Raw genomic sequence first — 18,418 nt, 5'->3', positions numbered from 1 at the left:
GGGTTCAGGCCGCGGCGCTGAGCCGAGCTGCATCCAATGCCTGACTGAGGTCGCTCCACAGGTCCTCGACATGCTCGATGCCGACCGACAACCGCAGCAAGCCCGGCGTGATGCCGTGCTGCGCCTGCGTGGCAGCATCCACCACGCGGTGAGTCAGCCCGGCCGGATGCTGGATCAAGGTATCGACCGAACCCAGGCTCACCGCCGGCGTGGCCAGTTTCACGGCCGCCATGACCCTCGCCGCTGCCGCATGGCCGCCGCACATCTCAAATGCCATCAGGCTGCCCGGTCCTCGCATCTGCGTACCCACCAGGTGGGCATTGGCCACCGTACCGAGGCCGGGATAGCTGACCTTCGCCACCATCGCGTGCGCGGCCAGCCGTTCGGCCAGGATCTGCGCGTTCTCCTGCGCCTTCAGCACGCGCAACGACAGCGTCGGCAGGCCACGATGCAGCAGATACGCACCGAGCGGATGCAGCAGGCCGCCGGTGGCCGCACGCACCTGGCGCAAGGCTACCGCCCAGTCGGCATTGCAGGCCACCACCCCGGCGATCACGTCGCCATGGCCACCAAGAAACTTGGTCGCGCTGTGCAGCACCAGGGTTGCTCCGAGCGTCGCCGGCTGCTGCAGCACTGGCGTGGCGAAGGTGGAATCCACCAGCACCGGTACGGCACCGGCCGCTTTCACCACCGCGGCGATGTCGATCAGATCCAGCGTCGGATTGGCCGGTGTCTCGATGATCACCAGCGCGGTGTCGGTATCGATCGCTCCGGCCACCTCCTCCGGCCGGACCCAGCGCGTGCGGATGCCGAGCAGGCCCGAGTTCAGCAGATGATCGTTGGTGCCGTATAGCGGACGCACCGCCAGCACATGCTTGCCGCGCTGGCCGGCGGCCAGCAGGCACGCCGACATGGCGGCCATGCCCGAACCAAACGCCACCGCGTCGGTCGTGCCCTCCAACTGCGCCAGCGCGTTTTCAAAACGCGCCACGGTGGGATTGTGCAGCCGCGCATAGATCGGATTGGCCGCCGTGGCCGCGCCGCCGACCAGCGCGTCGAAGCTGGTCGTGCCTTCGTCGAGGTCGCGCACCGGATAGGTGGTGGACAGATCCAGCGGCGGCGCATGCACACCCAACTCGGAAAAGTCTTCGCGGCCGGCGTGGACACCGAGCGTTTCAGGACGTGCCATGATTCCAGTTCCATTCGAAAGAATTGCCTGATACTAGAATCAATCCCCATACTAAAAATCACCTTCCGAATTTTATTTCGATAAGAGCCATTTTATGCGCCTAGACCGAATTGACTTCGCGATACTGCGCGAGTTGCGAAAGAACGCACGGCTGCCGAACAAGAATCTGGCCGAACGCGTCGGCGTGGCGCCGTCGACCGCACTGGAACGGGTGCGCCGGTTGCGCGAGCACGGCGCCATCACCGGTTACCACGCGGAGATCGCGCCGGCGGCGGTCGGCATCGGTCTGCAGGCAATGATCAGTGTGCGGCTGGCGCGGCATTCGCGCGAGGATCTGGATGCGTTTCATGCCTATCTGCTGACCATGCGCGAGGTGCTGGCGTTCTATCACGTCGCCGGTGCCAACGATTACCTGCTGCATGTGGCGGTAGCCGACAGCGACCACCTGCGCGACTTCGCGCTGGACGCATTCACCACGCGCCCGGAAGTAGCGCATATCGAGACCAGCCTGATCTTCACCTTTCGCCGCAATCCCGACGTGCCGATCTACCGGGCAGAGGACGATGAGTGAGTAGCTCCCGGCATCGCGCCCTTGTAGCCACGAAGGTCCGCGATGATGCAAAGCGCACGGACGAAATCGACCTCGATACGTTGATCCCTCACGAAACGCTGGACATACCGTATCGGCTGAAGCAACTCGGAAAACTCTAATCCATTAGCGCTGGTGTCACCCAACGGCACGCATCAAAAAGCCTCCCCGCACAAGCGGGGAGGCTTCGAATGATCGTACAAGCGGCAAGTCCATCGCCGCTTGCAGATTCGATCAGTTCTTGCGCTGACGATGAATGTTGCGGCTGTCCTTGTTCAACGACTTGTTGAGGTTGCGCTGTTCGCGCTTGGTCAGATGACCGTTGTGCTTGGCTTGATCCGCGCTTTCGCGCGCAGCGATATTGTTGTCGCGGGTTTCGTCGCGCGTTGCCTGCTTGGCATTGAGCTGACCATCCTTCACACCTGCCTGGATGCGATCCTGCTGGTTCTCAAGGCGGTTGTTGACTTCATTGACGCGCGGATGGCCTGGTACATCGGTCTGTGCCATCGCGGCACCGGAAGCGAGCGCGGCGGACAGCAGCAGGCCGATCAAGCTGTTGCGGAAAGTCGTCTTTGCATTCATGAGTAGAGCCTCGTTGAGTAGTTGGCAGGACTGGACTTGTTTCGGAGAGAACCGCACCGGCGCCCCAGCAAAAACACGGCATCCGTGCACCATGACCGACACTCGCACGCTGAATCATTCGCGATCGAACAAGGAAACCCCCTTCCCCCGCATTGATCCAGATCGTCATCGTCTGGCTGGCACAATGCGAGGAACGGCATCGCCGTGAATCGCGTTGACCGTCGCCGCGCCGATGTGGGCATCTGTTCAGTCATCGTTGCACCGCGCGCGTCTGCCGCCTGGACCAGATCAGGATGCCAACGACGCATTCCCGATAGTCGCCGGCTATCGCAAGCATCCACACAATCGAATTCCCTCGATGCATGGCTGGGCGTACCTTGCAGGAAGTCCCCACCGAGCAGGAGCCGCCCATGAGCCACGATCGCAAGACCCTGACCACCGACGCCGGCACGCCGCTGGCCGACAACCAGAACAGCCTTACCGCCGGCCCGCGCGGTCCGCTGCTGGTGCAGGATCACCAGCTGTTCGAGAAGCATGCCCACTTCAACCGTGAGCGCATCCCCGAGCGCGTGGTGCATGCGAAGGCCTCGGCTGCGTTCGGCACGCTCACCATCACCCACGACATCACGAAGTACACCCGCGCCAAGGTGTTCAGGCCCGGCACGCAGACGCCGATGCTGGCGCGCTTCTCCACCGTGGCCGGCGAGCGCGGCGCGGCGGATGCCGAACGCGACGTGCGCGGCTTCGCGCTGAAGTTCTATACCGAGGAAGGCAACTGGGATCTGGTCGGCAACAACACGCCGGTGTTTTTCATCCGTGACCCGTACAAGTTCCCCGACTTCATCCACACGCAGAAGCGCGACCCACGCACCAATATGCGCAACGCCACCGCGATGTGGGACTACTGGTCACTGTCGCCCGAATCGCTGCACCAGGTCACCACCTTGATGAGCGACCGCGGCATCCCGGCCAGCCTGCGCCACATGCACGGCTTCGGCAGTCATACCTTCAGCTTCTGGAACAACGCCGGTGAGCGCTACTGGGTGAAGTTCCACTTCAAGACCCAGCAAGGCATCAAGAACATCACCAATGCCGAGTCGGCCAAACTGATCGGCGAAGATCGCGAATCGCACCAGCGCGACCTGTACGAGGCGATCGAACGCAAGGATTTCCCGAAGTGGACGCTGTACGTGCAGATCATGCCGGAGGCCGACGCGGAGAAAACCTCGTACAACCCGTTCGACCTGACCAAGGTATGGCCGCACAAGGATTACCCGCTGATCGAAGTCGGTGTGATGGAATTGAACCGCAACCCGGACAACTATTTCGCCCAGGTCGAGCAGTCCAGCTTCTCGCCGGCCAACGTGGTAGCGGGCATCGGTTTCTCGCCGGACAAGGTGCTGCAGTTCCGCATCTTTTCCTATGCCGACGCGGCGCGTTACCGGCTCGGTGCGAACCATGACCAGCTGCCGGTGAACCAGCCACGCTGCCCGGTGCACAACTATGCGCGCGACGGATCGATGCGCTACGGCGACAACGGCGGCGGCGGCGTGAACTATGAGCCGAACTCGTTCGGCGGACCGGTCGAGGATCCATTGGTCAAGGAGCCACCGCTGAAAATCTCCGGCGACGCCGACCGCTACGATCATCGCGTCGGCAATGACGACTACAAGCAACCCGGCGATCTGTTCCGGTTGATGAGCACGGACCAGAAGCAGCAGCTGTTCAGCAATATCGCAGCAGCGATGCAGGGTGTGCCGGAAGAGATCGTGCGGCGCCAACTCGGTCACTTCGCCAAAGCTGATCCGGCTTACGCGGCCGGCGTGGCCAAAGCACTGGGCATTCAGAACTGAGCCGTAGATACCGGCCACGCCGGAGGAAACTCCTGCGTGGCTCGCACCACGAACACTCAATACACGCTATGTGCCATCTGCAGGCCGGGACGAGGCCGCGGGGACGGAGCAATCGCGTGTACCTCATCCGCATAAGGCATCGCGATATCTGGAATCGCAGCCAGAGCCTCCTCGGACAATTCAAGCAGCGGCACGCTCACCGGTTCCGACGGCTTGCGCACGGCCAGCCGCCCCGACAGCACGAGCTGCTCAATGCGTTTGCACACCTCGTCACGGCCGAACGGCTTCTTCATGAAGTCGTCCGCGCCGAAGCGCTGCACGTAGAACTGCTCGGTCGCCTGCTGGTTGCCGCTGATCATCACGATGGGAATGTGTTGAGTCAGCGGGTCGTGGCGCAGTGCGCGCAGCACCGCGAAACCGTTCATGCCGGGCAAGACGATGTCGAGAAAGATCAGCGCCGGCTGTTCGTCGCGCGCCAGCTGGATCGCGCTCTCGCCATCGGTCGCCTTCGACACGGCGTAACCTTCATGGCCCAGCATCTTGCCGAGCACGGCGCAGATCGTGGGCGAATCGTCGACCACCAGCATGCGTGCACCCTGTGCGGTCTGCACGTGCGGCACCGAAGGCTGTTCGCCATCCGTGTTGCCGAGCAGACGCTTGATAAAGCCGATGCCGCCGGCCATCCGCGCGAATCCGTCCATGCCACACCCCGGGTCGTGGGGATGCACAGGCGCAGTCCCCTTGGATTGGCGTGGATGTTCCCGCAGATCGGCCGGCCAATCTGCGATGCACTGCTCAGCGCGCGTCCTTCAATCGCCGCAGATCGCGTCGCGCATGCTTGTCCGGGCGTTTCAACGGGCCGCTTGCGCCGATCAGCTGGTGTTGCTGCTGCGCGGCTTCCCGCGCCACGCGGCTGGTCTCGGTCTCGCGATACAGCGTCTGCGCCACACTGGCCGGACCGCGCTTGTCGGACAAGCCCAGCACCTCGACTTCCAGCCGCTCCTCGCCGCGCGAGATCCGCAGCATGTCGCCGACATGCAATGCCTTAGCCGGCTTGCAGCCAGCCTCGTTGACCTCGATTTTGCCGCCATCGATCGCCTGCTTGGCCAGGCTGCGGGTCTTGAAGAAGCGCGCTGCCCACAGCCATTGGTCGGCGCGCAGATCGGTGACCGGATTGACTGGCGGCTTGTTCATCGACGTGATTATCGTGTCATCACGGCAACGTTCGCACGTACCGAGTCCGTGCAGCCGCGCCGGTCAGGATGGTTCTGCGGGCGGCACGACCATGTCGTGCGGATCCGGCATCGCGATGTCCGGAATCGCCGCGTGTTCGGCCTCGGTATGCTCCGGCACGGTCGGCACGACGTCCTCCGCGGTGCGCTCACGCACCACCAGCCGCCCGCTTTGCGTCAGATGCTGGATGCGCGCAAACACCTCGCCCCGACCGAACGGCTTCTTCATGAAATCGTCGGCACCGAAGCGTTGCACGTAGAACTGCTCGGTCGCCTGCAGGTTGCCGCTGATCATCACGATCGGGATGTCGTGCGTCTGCGGCTCGCGCCGCAAGGCGCGCAGCACCGCGAAACCGTTCATGCCGGGCATCACGATATCGAGAAAGATCAGGTCCGGCTTTTCCTTGCGGGCCATCTCAATCGCGGTTTCGCCATCCGGCGCCTTCAGCACCACATGGCCATCCTGGCTCAGCATCTTGCCGAGCACCGCGCGGATGGTGGCCGAATCGTCCACCACCAACACCCAGGCGCCCTTGGGCACGCCGCTGCGGGGTGCCGCACGGCGCTCACCAGGCTCGTTCCCGAAGAACCGCCGGATCAGTTCGAAACCTGCCATGACACGAGCCCCCGCCCCTGAGAATCCATTACTAGTCTCGGTGCAGCCGATGCCGGGCGCAAGCTGCCATGTCAGCGCCCGAGCAGCAGATTGCCCAGCGGTATGGTGATCAGCGACAGCACGATGCCGGCGCCCAGCACGGTGTTCGCCAGGGTCGGCTCCAGCTCGTACTCGTCGGCCAGGATCGCCGCCGACACCATCGGCGCCATCGCCGCCTGCAGCACGCCAACCGTAAGCACCAGTCCGCCCACACCGGTGGCCACGCCCAGCACCCAGCACAACAGCGGCGCCAGCAGCAGCTTCCAGCCCAGACCCCAGCTGGCCGCACCCAGTTGCCGCTGACCCGGATGGAACTTGAACTGCAGCCCGACCGAAAACAGCGCCAGCGGCGTCAGCGTGGCGCCGATCGGTGTAAACACACCATCAAGCAATGCCGGCCAGCCGCCGAACAGACCCACGACGATGCCGATCACCAGCGCGACAAAGGCGGGAAACGTGACGATGCGCCGGGCGATCAGCCCTGGCTGCGGCGTGCGCCCGGAATAGATCGAGGCCACCACGATGCCGGCCGATGCCAGCACCGGAAACGCACCGATCTGGTCGGCCACCACCGCCAGCGCCAGACCCGGCTTGCCATGCAACGCCTCGATCAGCGGATAGCCCATGTACGCGGTATTGCCCAGCCCGCAGACCAGGATCAGCGCACCGGTGCGCTGCCGCGACCAGCCCAGCCGCGGCCCAAGCAGGCCGAACAGCAGCCACGCCCCGCCGAAGGTGAGCCACATCGCCGCCACCGGAAACCACAGCTGCGGATCGAACTTCACCTTCGGGATCAGTTCCAGCACCAGCGCCGGCAGCGCCACATTGAGCACCCACCAGTTGATGCCCGGCACGATGCCCGCCGGCGGTTTCGCAAACCGCGCCACCACGGTGCCGAGGATCAGGCAGACAAACAGCAGCAACATCGCACTCATCTGGCAGCGGTACATTTCGGGGAGATGCGCCCATTAAACGCGATGCCGCACATGTCCGGAAGCGGGCAGCGCATCCTTATCGGCGATAATCCGGCGCTTGCCGTCAGCGAAAGCACACTGCCTGTCCATGAACGACCCCACTCATCTTGCGCACGGACTGGCCGGCGACAACACGCCGCCGGACTGGCCACCGTTGACTGCGCTTGAGATCGATACGCTGCTGCGCGGCTATCCCGCACTTGGCACCCCGACACGCATCGACTGGCACAGCCCGCGTCCGCTGTCGGCCGCGTGCCTGGTCGAGACGAGCCGCGCGACCGTCTTCATCAAACGCCATCACCACAGCGTGCGTTCGGTTGCCACGCTCAGCGAGGAGCACCGTTTGATTGCGCACCTGCGCGGCAACGGTCTGCCGATACCGGCGGTGCTGAGTGACACGCACGGGCAAACCGCGGTCGCGATCGGCGACTGGACTTACGAGGTGCACGAACGCGCCACCGGCGTCGACTTGTACCGCGAGGCGATCTCGTGGTCGCCGTTGCCGAACCGCGAGCACGCGTGCAGCGCCGGCCGCATGCTGGCCGCCCTGCATAATGCGGCCGAGGGTTACGAGGCACCCCAGCGCAACACCCACATCCTGGTCGCGCGCAGCGAGTTGATCTGCTCACCCGATCCGATCGCCACGCTGCAGGCGCAGCTGCCCGCGCGGCCCGGCCTGGCCGATTATCTGCAAGGCCGTGACTGGCCGACCGATCTCGCCGACCTACTCGCTCCCTGGCACGCTGCCGCGCAAGCGCGACTGGCACAACAGCCACGGTTATGGACACATGGCGACTGGCACGTCTCCAACCTGTGCTGGAGCGACAGCAGCGCAAACGCGCGCATCGACGCCGTACTCGACTTCGGTCTCGCCGCCGCCAACGGCGCGCTGTTCGATCTGGCCACCGCGATCGAACGCAACGCGATTGCATGGCTGGCACTGGACACTGGCTTCGCCGCCGCGCACACGGACATCGCACGCGCGCTGATCGAAGGCTATCGCCAGCAGCGCCCGCTGAGTGCCGCCGACACCCGGCTATTGGCCGACCTGCTGCCGCTGGTGCACGTGGATTTCGCGCTGTCCGAGGTCGAGTATTTCCACGCCATCACCCGCTCGCGTTCCAACGCCGACGTGGCCTACGACACTTTCCTGCGTGGCCACGCGGCCTGGTTTAGCACGCCACCCGGACAGGCCTTGTTGCAAGTCATCCGCGACGGCGCCTGACAATCCGTGGTTCAATAGGCGTTCTTGAAGCGGGGGTGCCCGGCGTTTGCCGGGCTGAGAGAGTCCCTTGGAACCTGATCCGGTTTGTACCGGCGTAGGGAGCTTGCTGATTCGGCGCGTCCATTCGGACGTCCGGATCGCCGTCGCTTCGTCCGTTCCCCAGAAGACGATGACGATGGCCTCATTCCATATTTCAGCTCTCCGCATTTCCTTTGCCCGCACGCCCCTGATCCTTGCGCTGATGTCGGTGATGGCGCTCGCCCACGCCGGCGACGACAGCACCACGACCAAACCGCAGGCCACGCCGCTGGCGCCGGTGCACGTCAAGGCCAACAGCCCGCGTGGCTACCACGCCGACGACGCGCAGATGGACACCTTCGGCAGCTTCGGCAACGCGCCGCTGCAGGACACGCCGGCCGCAATCACGGTGATCACCCGTGACCAGATCGACGACCGCCAGCCACGAACGCTCAGCGAACTGGCGCGCGGTGATGCCGCGCTGGGCGACAGCTACGCGCCGGTCGGCTACTACCAGGACATCGCGATCCGTGGCTACGCGCTGGATCCGGCCACCGGCTTCCGCTTCAACGAGATGAGCCTGGTCGGCGAGCAATTGCAGCCGCTGGAAGACAAGGAACGCGTGGAAATCCTCAAGGGCCTCGGCGGTCTCGAAGCGGGCGTGGTCGCGCCGGGCGGGTTGATCAACTACGTCAGCAAGCGTCCGGCCGATGTGCACAGCGCCACCGTCGGCACCGACTCGCACGGCTCGCGTTACGTCGCGATGGATGTCGGCGGCTGGCTGACGCCCACCTTCGGCGTGCGCGTGAACGCCGCCCACGAGGACATGAACTCTTACGTGCAGCACGCCGATGGTCGCCGCACATTCTTCTCGCTGGCCGCCGACTGGAAGATCAGCTCGAACGCCACGCTGCAGCTGGACACCGATTACCAGACCAGTGGACAGCGCTCGGTCTCCGGCTACCAGTTGCTCGGCGGCAGCATGATTCCGGCGCATCCCAGCCGCACCCGCATGCTCGGCTTCGAACCGTGGCAGCGACCGGTCGGCATCGACGCCAGCAACAGCACGCTGCGCTTCAACTACCGCTTCAGCGACAACTGGAGCACGCAACTGTCGGCCGGCCACAGCCATGTCGTGATCGACGACAACGTCGCGTTCGCCTACGGCTGCTTCTACTCGCCAGCCTGCGCCAGCGGTGTCACGCCGGGCTACTTTTTCGCGCCGAACGGCGACTACGACGTCTACGACTACCGCAGCCCCGACGACACCCGCGTCAACGACGAGGCCCGCGTCGTGCTGAAGGGTTCGTTCGACACCGGCACGCTCAGCCACGAAGTCAGCCTTGGCACCAGCGCGTTCCGCCGCAGCATCGACCGTCGGCCCTACGTCTACGACTACGTAGGCACCGCCAATATCGACGAAGTCGATCCGCCCTACTTCGCACCGTCACCGAACCAGCCCGGAGCATCGGCACGCCGGCTGACCAGCTGGCAGCATTCGGTGTTCGCCCTCGATCGCGTGCATCTGGCCCCGCAATGGCAGCTGCTGGCCGGCGGCCGCTTCGTGCGCCTGCACGAGCGGGCGTACGACGACAGCGGCGCCCCCGAACGCGACACCCGCCTGAGCAAATTCCTGCCGCAGGCCGCCGTGCTGTGGCAGCCCACCACGCAGCTGACCACCTACCTCAGCTACAGCGAAAGCCTGTCGCTGGGCAACGAGGCGCCGTACTGGACCTCCAACGGCAGCGCCACGCTGGCACCGCTGCTGTCGCGCCAGACCGAGGCCGGCGTGAAGTACGCCTGGAGCGACGCGCTGAGCCTGCAGGCCGCGCTGTATCGCATCCGCCAGCCGTACCAGTTCGCCCAGCCGGACCACACCGCTGAAGGTTTCACCTTCGTGCAGCACGGCGACGAAGTGCACAGCGGACTCGAATTCAACGCCGCCGGACGAGTGACCGACAAGCTGCGCCTCACCGCCAGCCTCAACCTGATCCAGGCGCGCGCGCAGAACACCGGCACGCCGGACTACGAAGGCCATCAGGTCGTCAATGTGCCGCGCCTGCGCACGGCTTTGTATCTGGATTACCGCCTGCCGTTCGCCGCCGATCTCAGCCTGCTCGGCGGCTGGCGCTACGCCAGCAGCAACGTGGCCACGCCGAATGGCCTCACCCGAGTGCCGGCCTATCACGTGTTCGACGCCGGCCTGCGTTACATCACGCAATGGAATGGCCATGCGCTGACCCTGCGCCTGAACGTCGACAACGTGTTCAACCATTTCTACTGGCGCGACACCGGCACCTCCGGCGGCGACAGCTACCTGTTCCCGGGTTCGCCGCGACTGGCGCGACTCTCCGTGACGTTCGACTTCTGATGTCCTGGATCGAACTCATCGGTGCCTTGATCAGCGCGTGGGCCGTGTGGCTCACCGCTCGGCGCAAGCCGTGGTGTTGGCCGATCGGCCTGCTGTCAGTGACACTCTACGCGTGGATCTTCGTCGATGCGAAGCTCTATTCGGACGCCCTGCTGCAGGTCGCGTTCGGCGGCTTGATCGTCTATGGCTGGGTACGCTGGCTGCAGAACCTGGGCGACGACGGCCTGGTGCAGATCGCGCCATTGCCCGCGACGCAGGCCGTCACGCATCTGCTCCTGGGCGCCGTTGGTGCGCTCGTGCTCGGCTTCGCCATGCACCGCTGGACCGACGCCGCCCTGCCCTGGCTCGATGCCGCGCTGACGGCCTTCAGCCTGGTCGCCCAGTGGTGGCAGGGCCGTCGGCATGTCGCCGCGTGGTGGCTGTGGATCGTGGTCGACGTGATCTACATCGGCGAGTACGTCTACAAGTCGCTGATGATCACCTCGGTGCTATATGCCGGGTTTATCGTGCTGGCGATGATCGGCTTGCGCAGCTGGCAGCAGGCCAGTCGGCAGGCTCACGCCGGTTTCGAAACCACCTGAGTCCAGCCCGGCAAACCTCCGTCCCCCCGGTCTCGACATTTTCATTACGCAACCTCGCCGCGGCCGGTGCAAAATGGCCGCCACGATGAAAGCCTCCGTTGCCAGAAAGCGGGTCCTGTCTGTCGCCATCATGCTGTTGGTCATGGCGCCGGCTGCCGTTGCGCAGAACATCTACAAATGCACGACGCGGACCGGGCAGCTCGAATACACCGATCATCCCTGCCGCGATGGCAAGGGCGAGCTGATCCATCAGGCCGACGACAGCGAAATCATCGACCAGTACCTGCGCCTGGGTCAGGACGCGAAGGCGAAGAACTACGCCGATTCACACCATATCGAAGCGCTCTACCAGCAGCGCCTCGCCGCTTATCAACAAGCGATAGCAGACAAGGCCCAGCGCCAGGCCGACGAGGCGATCGCCGCGCAACAGCGCGACGCGGCAGCACGGCAGCAGGCACTGGCTGACGATGCCGCCAACCGCGACCGGCTGCGCGCCGAAAACGATGCGCTGCGCCAGCAGAACGACGCATACCGCGATCAACTGGCCCAGCCGGCCTACAATGCTCCGCCGGCCTACTGGGGTGTCGCGCCGTACTGGAACGGCCATCGCGACCACGACCGTGATCAAGATCACGACCATGATCGCGATCATGGCCCGCATCGCCCACCACCGTCGAAAGAGCCCGTGTTCCACCCATGCAAGCAGATTGCTGGCGGTCAGGTGCAGTGTTGAAGACGGCATATGCGCCGACGCGACCGCTACCGGGTTGATAGCCGGGAACGGGGGAACCCATGCTTGAAGCAGACGCCATCATTGTCGGCGCAGGTCCTGCCGGTCTCGCCTGCGCCGCGAGCATGCGCGAGCTCAACCTCCAGGCGGTGATTCTGGAGAAGGCCGACGCGGTCGCTCCGGTCTGGCGGCGCCACTACGACCGGCTGCATCTGCACACCGATCGGGGGCACTCCGGCTTGCCTGGCATGACCATGCCACGGACGTACCCAAGGTATCCGTCGCGCGCGCAGGTGGTCGACTACCTTGAAAGCTACGCGATGCAGTTCGGCTTGCACCCGATCTTCAACAGCGCGGTGCAAACCGTCCGCCGTGACGGCGCGGGCTGGCGCGTGGAGACGGCGCAGCAACAGTTCACAGCGCCCGTCGTGGTGATCGCGACCGGCTGGGCCGACTTTCCCCACCGTCCGAGCTGGCCAGGCTCGAATGCGTATCAAGGCGCCGTCATTCACAGCAGCGAATATCGCAATCCGGCGGCCTATGCAGGCAAACGCGTACTCGTCGTGGGCTTCGGCAATTCGGGCGGCGAGATTGCGCTCGACCTGGCGGAAGCCGGCGTCGACGTGACGCTGGCGGTGCGTGGCCCGGTGCAGATCTTGCCGCGTGAACTGCTCGGCCTGCCGATCCTGACCTGGGCGATCGCCCAGGCACGCTTGCCCGCGCGGGTGGCCGATTTCATCAATGCACCGGCGATCCGTCTTGCAGTCGGTCCGGTCCGGAATCTCGGTTTGAAGATCGCACGCAAGGGACCACGCCGGATGATCGAGGAGGATCACCGCGTACCGCTGCTCGATGTCGGCACGCTGGCTCGGATCAGGGACGGCGCGATCAAGCTGCGCGGCGGCATCGAACGATTCACCGCCGATGGCGTGGTGTTTGCCGAGACGCCGGCGGAACCGTTCGATGACGTCATTCTCGCGACCGGCTTTCGCCCCGACTTGCGCAAGCTGCTGCCCGATTCCCGCGGTGTCTTCGCCGACCATGGCATGCCGGTCGCGACGGGGCGCACCACAGCCGAACCTGGGCTGTTCTTCTGCGGCCTGATCGCCTCGCCCACCGGGCAACTGCGCGAGATCGGCATCGAAGCGAAGCGCATTGCACAGCTTGCCGCCATCCATCTGGCGCACTGAGGTTCGACACTTGAACGGGCATGGCTAATTCAATGCCCGATGCCGGCGATCCGGCACCCGCAGGAAAAGTTATAGTCATGTGATCAGGCAACCGGCCTCCGCACTCCTCGTCCGCACAACACGCTGAAGTTGGAGAACACGTGAACAACTATTCGAAACCCCTGTTCCTGGCGGCCTGCCTTTCTGCCTGTCTGGCCTCCATCCCGTGCTACGCAGGCGGACTGCAGGCAGCCCGCAGCCACGCAGCCACGACGGCGCTGCTGTCCGCACCGAATGGCAGCAATCGTGCCTCGATGGAGACGATGCAGATTCCCAGTCATGGCGCGCTGATGAACGCGCTGGTCTACGTCGCGGCGGGCGCGGGTCCGCATCCGGCGGTGATCCTGCTGCACGGCTTTCCGGGCAACGAGCGTAACCTGGATCTGGCGCAGGACATGCGCCGCGCCGGCTGGGACGTGCTCTATTTCAACTACCGCGGTTCGTGGGGCACGCCGGGCGACTTCTCGTTCTCGCACGGCATCGAAGACACCGCCGCCGCACTGGCCTACCTGCGCCAGCCGGACGTTGCCAAAAAGCTGCGGCTGGACCCGACCCGCATCGTGCTGATCGGACACAGCATGGGCGGCTTCATGACCGTCCAGGGCGCCGCCGCCGATCCCGCCATCAAGGCCTTCGCCCTCATCTCGGCCGCCGACATGGGCGGCGCGATGCAGCAGATGCTGGCCAGCGGCCCGAAACCGGACGCCTTGCACAAGATGAGCGCGGGCCTGGCCAACGAAGGCATGGCCCCGCTGAACGGATGCACGCCTGACGGGCTGGCGCGCGAACTCGCCGATCACGCGGCGACGTGGACATTCAGCTCGAAGGTCGACGCGCTGAAAAACCGTACGGCGCTGATCGTCACCTCGGACGATGGCCTGGCGAAGCCGGCCGAATCGTTCGCGGCCGGCCTTCGCAACGCCGGCGATACCCACGTAACCAGCGTGCACCTGCCCACCGACCACGCCTATTCCGACCAGCGCATCGAGCTGTCGCATGCGGTGTTGGCGTGGCTGGCGGCGCTGCCAAAATAACGCCGGGAGCCGTGCTGAAAGAGCGCCCGGCGCCTGTCGTCACGTCATCCTGATTGACCGGTCGTGCGTTTGGGAGAACAGTAGGCATACGGGCGTATGTCTGCTGGTAGGCAGCTTCCCTGGCAGCACTGATTCGTGATCCACGGAGGATTTATGAAACGGCTTTCCATGATGATGTTCGCAGGCGTACTGACCGTCGGCGCAAGTGCCGCGGTGGCGTCTTCCGGCTCACTCAACGAGTTCCGGCCGGGCGTCATGCCGGTGCTTGTGCACGTGGATGCCAAGGGCAAGGTCACCGAAGTCTCGCCGTCCGCCGAACTCTCGCCGAAGGTCAACCGGCTGTTGCGGCAGAGCCTGGACGAAATGATCTCCAAGCCCGCCACCGAGCACGGACGGCCCGTCAGCAGCCAGTTCGTCATCAATCTCGCCGTGCAGGCTTCGCCCCGGCCGGAAGGCGATTACCTCGCCCGATTTGTCTACGTATCCAGTTCGCCGGTTCCGAACGGATCGTGGTTTTGGGTGCACGTCGACGGCTATCGGCTGGCGCTGGCGAACAGGGACGACCTCAACAACCGCCAGCCACATCCCCACTTCGATACTCAACGCGAATATCCGACGTGGAATAACCCCAACTATCCGCGCACACCACCCCCACCGATTCAAAACACCGCTAGCAGCGCACCCAGTCCCGCACCGAAGCCTGGGCACTGAACGAAAGCCATGGCATCCGGATGAAATGAACCCCTCTCCGGAAACCGGATGATTGGAAACAAGAGAAGGCCGCCATCGCAGGCGGCCTTCTTGTTTTCAGTACTGCACGCCAACACCCTGATATCCGACGTCACTCCAGCTCGCGGATGCGGTCCTTCAACTTCTGCTGCCAAACCGGATCCGTCTCGGCAGCAACCAGCTGCTTGAGGATGGCGAGCTGTGCGACATCGAGCGCGTTCTTTGCCGAGGTCTTTACGTCCGGAACTACGCCCACGCCTTCCCAATCGGTATGGGTGATCGGGTTAATCGGCCGACCCGATGGCACAAACATCATGAAGTGCGCATCCAGCCGATGCGGGCTGCCTGCATGGGCGCCACCGCCGGTGGTCTCGCCGACGACGGTGGCACGCTGGTTGTTCTTCAGCGCATAGGCGAAGTCCTCGCAGCCGGAAAATGTGTCGCCGCTGGTCAGCAGGTAGAGCTTGCGTGCCTCGCCGTATCTCGTACCTTGGACGCTGGCCTGCGTCCAGCGTTGTTCGGTGCGGTTCTCATCACGCCAGTAGACGTCGTTGAGGTGGGTGGGCTTGTCGTACAGGTAACTGGCAAACAGCATCACCGATTCCGGATCGCCGCCGTCACAGTGGCGCAGGTCAATGACCAATGCCTTGGTATCGGCGAGCAGTGCCATTGCCGCAGCGATCCGTGGCGCGGCACCTTCGGGACGGCTGAACTGATGCAGGTCGATGTAGCCGATATCACCCTTGAGCCGGTCGACACCGCTGAAGCCGAAATTGAAGCGGCGTTCCTCGGCCAGCTCCGCTGCCTTGTCGACGGGCGAGTCGCCCTGCTCCGACTTCAGCGGGATCGCGTCTTCGAAATAGCGCACCACCAGGTGCTGGTCGTGGTTGTCGCGCTGCAGCGCCTTGGTAAGCGTATCGGCGAATTTCTCGGCGCTGATCACGGAATCGAAATCACCATGCTGCAATTGAGCGCGCAGATTCTTTCCCATCACCGCAGCCTTGTCCGGAAAAACATAGGCACGGTCGAGATTGGTAACGATGCCGTCGATCACTTCGCTGCGGGTGGCCTTGTCCACGGCCATGTCTTTCTGAGGCGGCCCGGACTGGGCATGGCTGGGCATGCCGAACAGCGCAAATCCTGCCGCACCCAGCACACCAGCACCGGCCAGCATGGCGATGCGTGCCGTCCTGGTCTTTCGTTTGGTATCCATCTGCACACTCCTCGTTGGGGTTTTCATCGGTAGCCGATGAACCCAGCGTCACAAGGAAATGTGGAGACATTGTGGGGATGCCTTACAGCTCGAACCGGTAGCCAAGCCCGTAGACGGAATGGATGACCTCGGCATCAGGCAGCACTGCGGTGAGTTTACGGCGCAGATTCTTGATGTGGCTGTCGATCGCGCGGTCGGCGACATTCAGGTTGTCGCGGCTGGCCAGATCCAGCAGTTGCGCCCGCGAAAAGATCGTGCCCGGACGCTTCGCCATCGCAGCGAGCAGGCTGTATTCCGTCGGCGTGAGGTCCAGAAGTTGCGCGTAGATGCGCACGCTGCGCGCGGCCTCGTCGATCTCGACCTGCCGTGCGTTGTCGTCAGGCTTGCGCGCACGACGCAGGATGGCCTTGATGCGCGCGACCAGTTCACGCGGGCTGAACGGCTTGCACAGATAGTCGTCGGCACCGTTTTCCAGACCCAACAGCCGGTCGATTTCCTGCACGCGCGCGGTGACCATGATGATCGGCACCTCGGAAAATTCCCGCACTGCCTTGCACAGCGCCAGGCCATCGAGGCTCGGCAGCATGATGTCCAGCACGATCAGATCAGGTGCGGCGCACTGCACGCTGGCGAGTGCTGCGCGACCATCGGCGATCACCCGTGCCGTGTAGCCCGCGGCGGTCACGTAGTCGGCCATCACCGAAGACAGGTCGGCTTCGTCTTCGACGATGAGGATGCTTGCGCTCATCTCAGCTTTCCAGCGGCAACACGAGGATGGCGCGCAGGCCGCCCAGCGGCGACTCGGCGAACACGAGCCGGCCGTCGTGCGCCTCGATAATGTGCCGGCTCAGTGCCAGCCCCAGGCCCGTGCCGCCGAGTTGCCGGTTGCGCGAGGATTCGACGCGGAAGAAGCGTTCGCCCAGGCGATCGAGCAGGTCCACCGGAACCGCTGGCGTCGAGTCGTCAATCGCGATGTGCAACTCATGGCCGACCACCACGCCGCTGACCATGATGCGACCGCCGGCATCGGTGTAGCGCACGCTGTTCTCCAGCAAGTTGCCGACGACCTGGCGCAGCCGCTCGGCATCGCCCAGAACCACCGTGCGCGATGGCAGCGTACCGATCGAAGCGACCAACCCCGCGACGCGAAACTTCTCGGCGAAGCCCGCGAACACGTCCTGCACCAGCAGCCATGCATCGGTGGACGCCTTGTCGTACTGCCGTTGACCCAGGTCCGCGCGCGCCAGCTCGTACAGTTCGTCGACCAGCTTGGTCAGCGACTGCACCTGCCGCAGCATCAGCGCGATGGTATCGGGCGTGGCCGTGCGGATACCGTCCTGCAGCGCCTCCATCTGCGCACGCAGCACGGACAGTGGTGTGCGCAATTCGTGCGAGGTGTCGGCCACCCACTGCTGGCGCCAGCGCTCCGTATCGTCGAGCCGCGCCGCGACCTGATTGAAGGTGTCAGCCAGCTCGCCCAGTTCGTCGCTGCGGCGTATCGACAGCCGCGTAGCGAACTGCCCCTGCCCCAGCCGGCGCGCACCGTCGACCAGTTGCTTCACCGGCTTGCGGAAATGCGCTGCCAGCAAACCGGCTGCCAGCACACTCAGCAACACGCCGATCGCCGCGAGGATCGCCAGGTTTCTCTGCTGCTCGATCAGAAAGGCGATCGCCAGCTCGTCGTCGGAATTCTGCGACTTGGCGACGACGAGATAACCGACGACCTTGCCGTCGACGACGATGGGGCGCTGGACCCGATCTATCGACGCCACCACCACCATGATCCGGTTCGCGATCGCACCGGCCAGGTAATGCCCGTTGTCATCCAGCAACCCGATGCGATAAGCCAGGTTCGACGACAACGGCGGGGCGCCGGGTTTCTGAGCGAGCTGCACGCGCGCCAGCTCATCGCGCAACCAGCGCTTCCGTTGATCCGATGATGCAGGCAGAAACGACCAGTCGTGATGTTGCCGATACTGGGTGGACAACGCGTCGACCAAGCCGCCGAGGCGATCCATGTCGCTGCTAACGGCCGCCTGCGAAGCATGGTCGGACAACTTCCAGCGCACCAGCTCCACGCCAATGCCCGCCACCGCCATGATCGACAGCAGCACCGCGAAGAACAGGCGTTTGCCGATGGAAACTCTCAAGCGCGTGATCCCGCGATGCCAGTCGGCGCAAGCTAGTGGAGATCAGGAGTGGTAGCAAGGTGGA

At 64.5% G+C, this 18,418-nt stretch carries 18 protein-coding genes and 1 riboswitch; of the genes, 9 read left to right on the top strand and 9 right to left on the bottom strand.

Annotated features, from left to right (window positions below; genetic code table 11):
- Positions 1 to 4 precede the first annotated feature (4 nt).
- Positions 5 to 1,189 carry a trans-sulfuration enzyme family protein gene (locus IE071_RS02975; protein ID WP_189439678.1) on the bottom strand — a complete coding sequence of 395 codons (1,185 nt, stop codon included), beginning with the start codon at positions 1,187 to 1,189 and terminating at the stop codon, positions 5 to 7.
- A gap of 94 nt (positions 1,190 to 1,283) precedes the next feature.
- Here IE071_RS02975 and IE071_RS02970 point away from each other — a divergent pair, with 94 nt between their 5' ends.
- A complete protein-coding gene (locus tag IE071_RS02970; RefSeq protein WP_189439677.1) occupies positions 1,284 to 1,760 on the top strand; it encodes an Lrp/AsnC family transcriptional regulator in 477 nt (158 codons plus the stop codon).
- A 252-nt stretch (positions 1,761 to 2,012) separates the two neighbouring features.
- On the opposite strand, the gene IE071_RS02965 is transcribed toward IE071_RS02970, so the two are convergent.
- Positions 2,013 to 2,360, bottom strand: coding sequence for a hypothetical protein (locus tag IE071_RS02965; protein WP_189439676.1), 348 nt, complete (start codon positions 2,358 to 2,360; stop codon positions 2,013 to 2,015).
- Positions 2,361 to 2,770: 410 nt separating this feature from the next.
- Between IE071_RS02965 and IE071_RS02960 the strand changes: the two genes are divergently transcribed.
- A complete protein-coding gene (locus IE071_RS02960) occupies positions 2,771 to 4,213 on the top strand; it encodes a catalase (RefSeq protein WP_189439675.1) in 1,443 nt (480 codons plus the stop codon).
- A 56-nt stretch (positions 4,214 to 4,269) separates the two neighbouring features.
- Here the strand turns inward: IE071_RS02960 and IE071_RS02955 are convergent, their stop codons facing one another.
- The 4 genes from IE071_RS02955 to IE071_RS02940 form a co-directional block, all read right to left on the bottom strand.
- Positions 4,270 to 4,914, bottom strand: a complete 645-nt coding sequence (locus tag IE071_RS02955) for a response regulator (protein ID WP_189439674.1) — start codon at positions 4,912 to 4,914, stop codon at positions 4,270 to 4,272.
- A gap of 94 nt (positions 4,915 to 5,008) precedes the next feature.
- Positions 5,009 to 5,407 carry an RNA-binding S4 domain-containing protein gene (locus IE071_RS02950; RefSeq protein ID WP_189439673.1) on the bottom strand — a complete coding sequence of 133 codons (399 nt, stop codon included), beginning with the start codon at positions 5,405 to 5,407 and terminating at the stop codon, positions 5,009 to 5,011.
- Between the two features lie 63 nt (positions 5,408 to 5,470).
- Positions 5,471 to 6,061, bottom strand: a complete 591-nt coding sequence (locus tag IE071_RS02945) for a response regulator (protein WP_189439672.1) — start codon at positions 6,059 to 6,061, stop codon at positions 5,471 to 5,473.
- A 71-nt stretch (positions 6,062 to 6,132) separates the two neighbouring features.
- Positions 6,133 to 7,026 carry an AEC family transporter gene (locus tag IE071_RS02940; protein ID WP_189439671.1) on the bottom strand — a complete coding sequence of 298 codons (894 nt, stop codon included), beginning with the start codon at positions 7,024 to 7,026 and terminating at the stop codon, positions 6,133 to 6,135.
- Positions 7,027 to 7,162: 136 nt separating this feature from the next.
- Here IE071_RS02940 and IE071_RS02935 point away from each other — a divergent pair, with 136 nt between their 5' ends.
- The 7 genes from IE071_RS02935 to IE071_RS02905 all read left to right on the top strand — a co-directional run bounded on the left by IE071_RS02935 (position 7,163) and on the right by IE071_RS02905 (position 14,973).
- Positions 7,163 to 8,299, top strand: a complete 1,137-nt coding sequence (locus IE071_RS02935; RefSeq protein ID WP_189439670.1) for a phosphotransferase enzyme family protein — start codon at positions 7,163 to 7,165, stop codon at positions 8,297 to 8,299.
- A gap of 21 nt (positions 8,300 to 8,320) precedes the next feature.
- A riboswitch (TPP riboswitch) is annotated at positions 8,321 to 8,417 on the top strand.
- A 57-nt stretch (positions 8,418 to 8,474) separates the two neighbouring features.
- The gene (locus tag IE071_RS02930; protein ID WP_189439669.1) at positions 8,475 to 10,688 is read left to right on the top strand and encodes a TonB-dependent siderophore receptor; all 2,214 of its coding nucleotides are present in this window, start codon (positions 8,475 to 8,477) and stop codon (positions 10,686 to 10,688) included.
- A complete protein-coding gene (gene pnuC, locus IE071_RS02925) occupies positions 10,688 to 11,269 on the top strand; it encodes a nicotinamide riboside transporter PnuC (protein ID WP_189439668.1) in 582 nt (193 codons plus the stop codon). The genes IE071_RS02930 and pnuC overlap by 1 nt, the downstream gene beginning before the upstream one ends.
- Positions 11,270 to 11,342: 73 nt before the next feature.
- Entirely contained in the window at positions 11,343 to 12,002 is a 660-nt protein-coding gene (locus IE071_RS02920; protein ID WP_229792714.1) for a DUF4124 domain-containing protein, read from the top strand.
- A gap of 59 nt (positions 12,003 to 12,061) precedes the next feature.
- Positions 12,062 to 13,189 (top strand): flavin-containing monooxygenase, encoded by a 1,128-nt coding sequence (locus IE071_RS02915; RefSeq protein WP_189439667.1) that lies wholly within the window; start codon positions 12,062 to 12,064, stop codon positions 13,187 to 13,189.
- A 140-nt stretch (positions 13,190 to 13,329) separates the two neighbouring features.
- A complete protein-coding gene (locus IE071_RS02910; protein WP_189439666.1) occupies positions 13,330 to 14,262 on the top strand; it encodes an alpha/beta hydrolase in 933 nt (310 codons plus the stop codon).
- A 168-nt stretch (positions 14,263 to 14,430) separates the two neighbouring features.
- Positions 14,431 to 14,973 (top strand): PAS domain-containing protein, encoded by a 543-nt coding sequence (locus IE071_RS02905; protein WP_229792713.1) that lies wholly within the window; start codon positions 14,431 to 14,433, stop codon positions 14,971 to 14,973.
- A gap of 130 nt (positions 14,974 to 15,103) precedes the next feature.
- Here IE071_RS02905 and IE071_RS02900 read toward each other — a convergent pair whose 3' ends face one another.
- The 3 genes from IE071_RS02900 to IE071_RS02890 form a co-directional block, all read right to left on the bottom strand.
- Positions 15,104 to 16,204, bottom strand: a complete 1,101-nt coding sequence (locus IE071_RS02900; protein WP_189439664.1) for a S41 family peptidase — start codon at positions 16,202 to 16,204, stop codon at positions 15,104 to 15,106.
- An 82-nt stretch (positions 16,205 to 16,286) separates the two neighbouring features.
- Entirely contained in the window at positions 16,287 to 16,952 is a 666-nt protein-coding gene (locus IE071_RS02895; RefSeq protein WP_189439663.1) for a response regulator, read from the bottom strand.
- Between the two features lies 1 nt (position 16,953).
- The gene (locus IE071_RS02890; protein ID WP_189439662.1) at positions 16,954 to 18,354 is read right to left on the bottom strand and encodes an ATP-binding protein; all 1,401 of its coding nucleotides are present in this window, start codon (positions 18,352 to 18,354) and stop codon (positions 16,954 to 16,956) included.
- Positions 18,355 to 18,418: the final 64 nt, after the last annotated feature.

The sequence above is a fragment of the Rhodanobacter panaciterrae genome (assembly GCF_014651895.1).
In the GTDB taxonomy this organism is placed as follows: Bacteria; Pseudomonadota; Gammaproteobacteria; order Xanthomonadales; family Rhodanobacteraceae; genus Rhodanobacter; species Rhodanobacter panaciterrae.
Note: the sequence above shows the minus strand (reverse complement) of the source record. Positions and strands in the feature narration are given on the sequence as shown.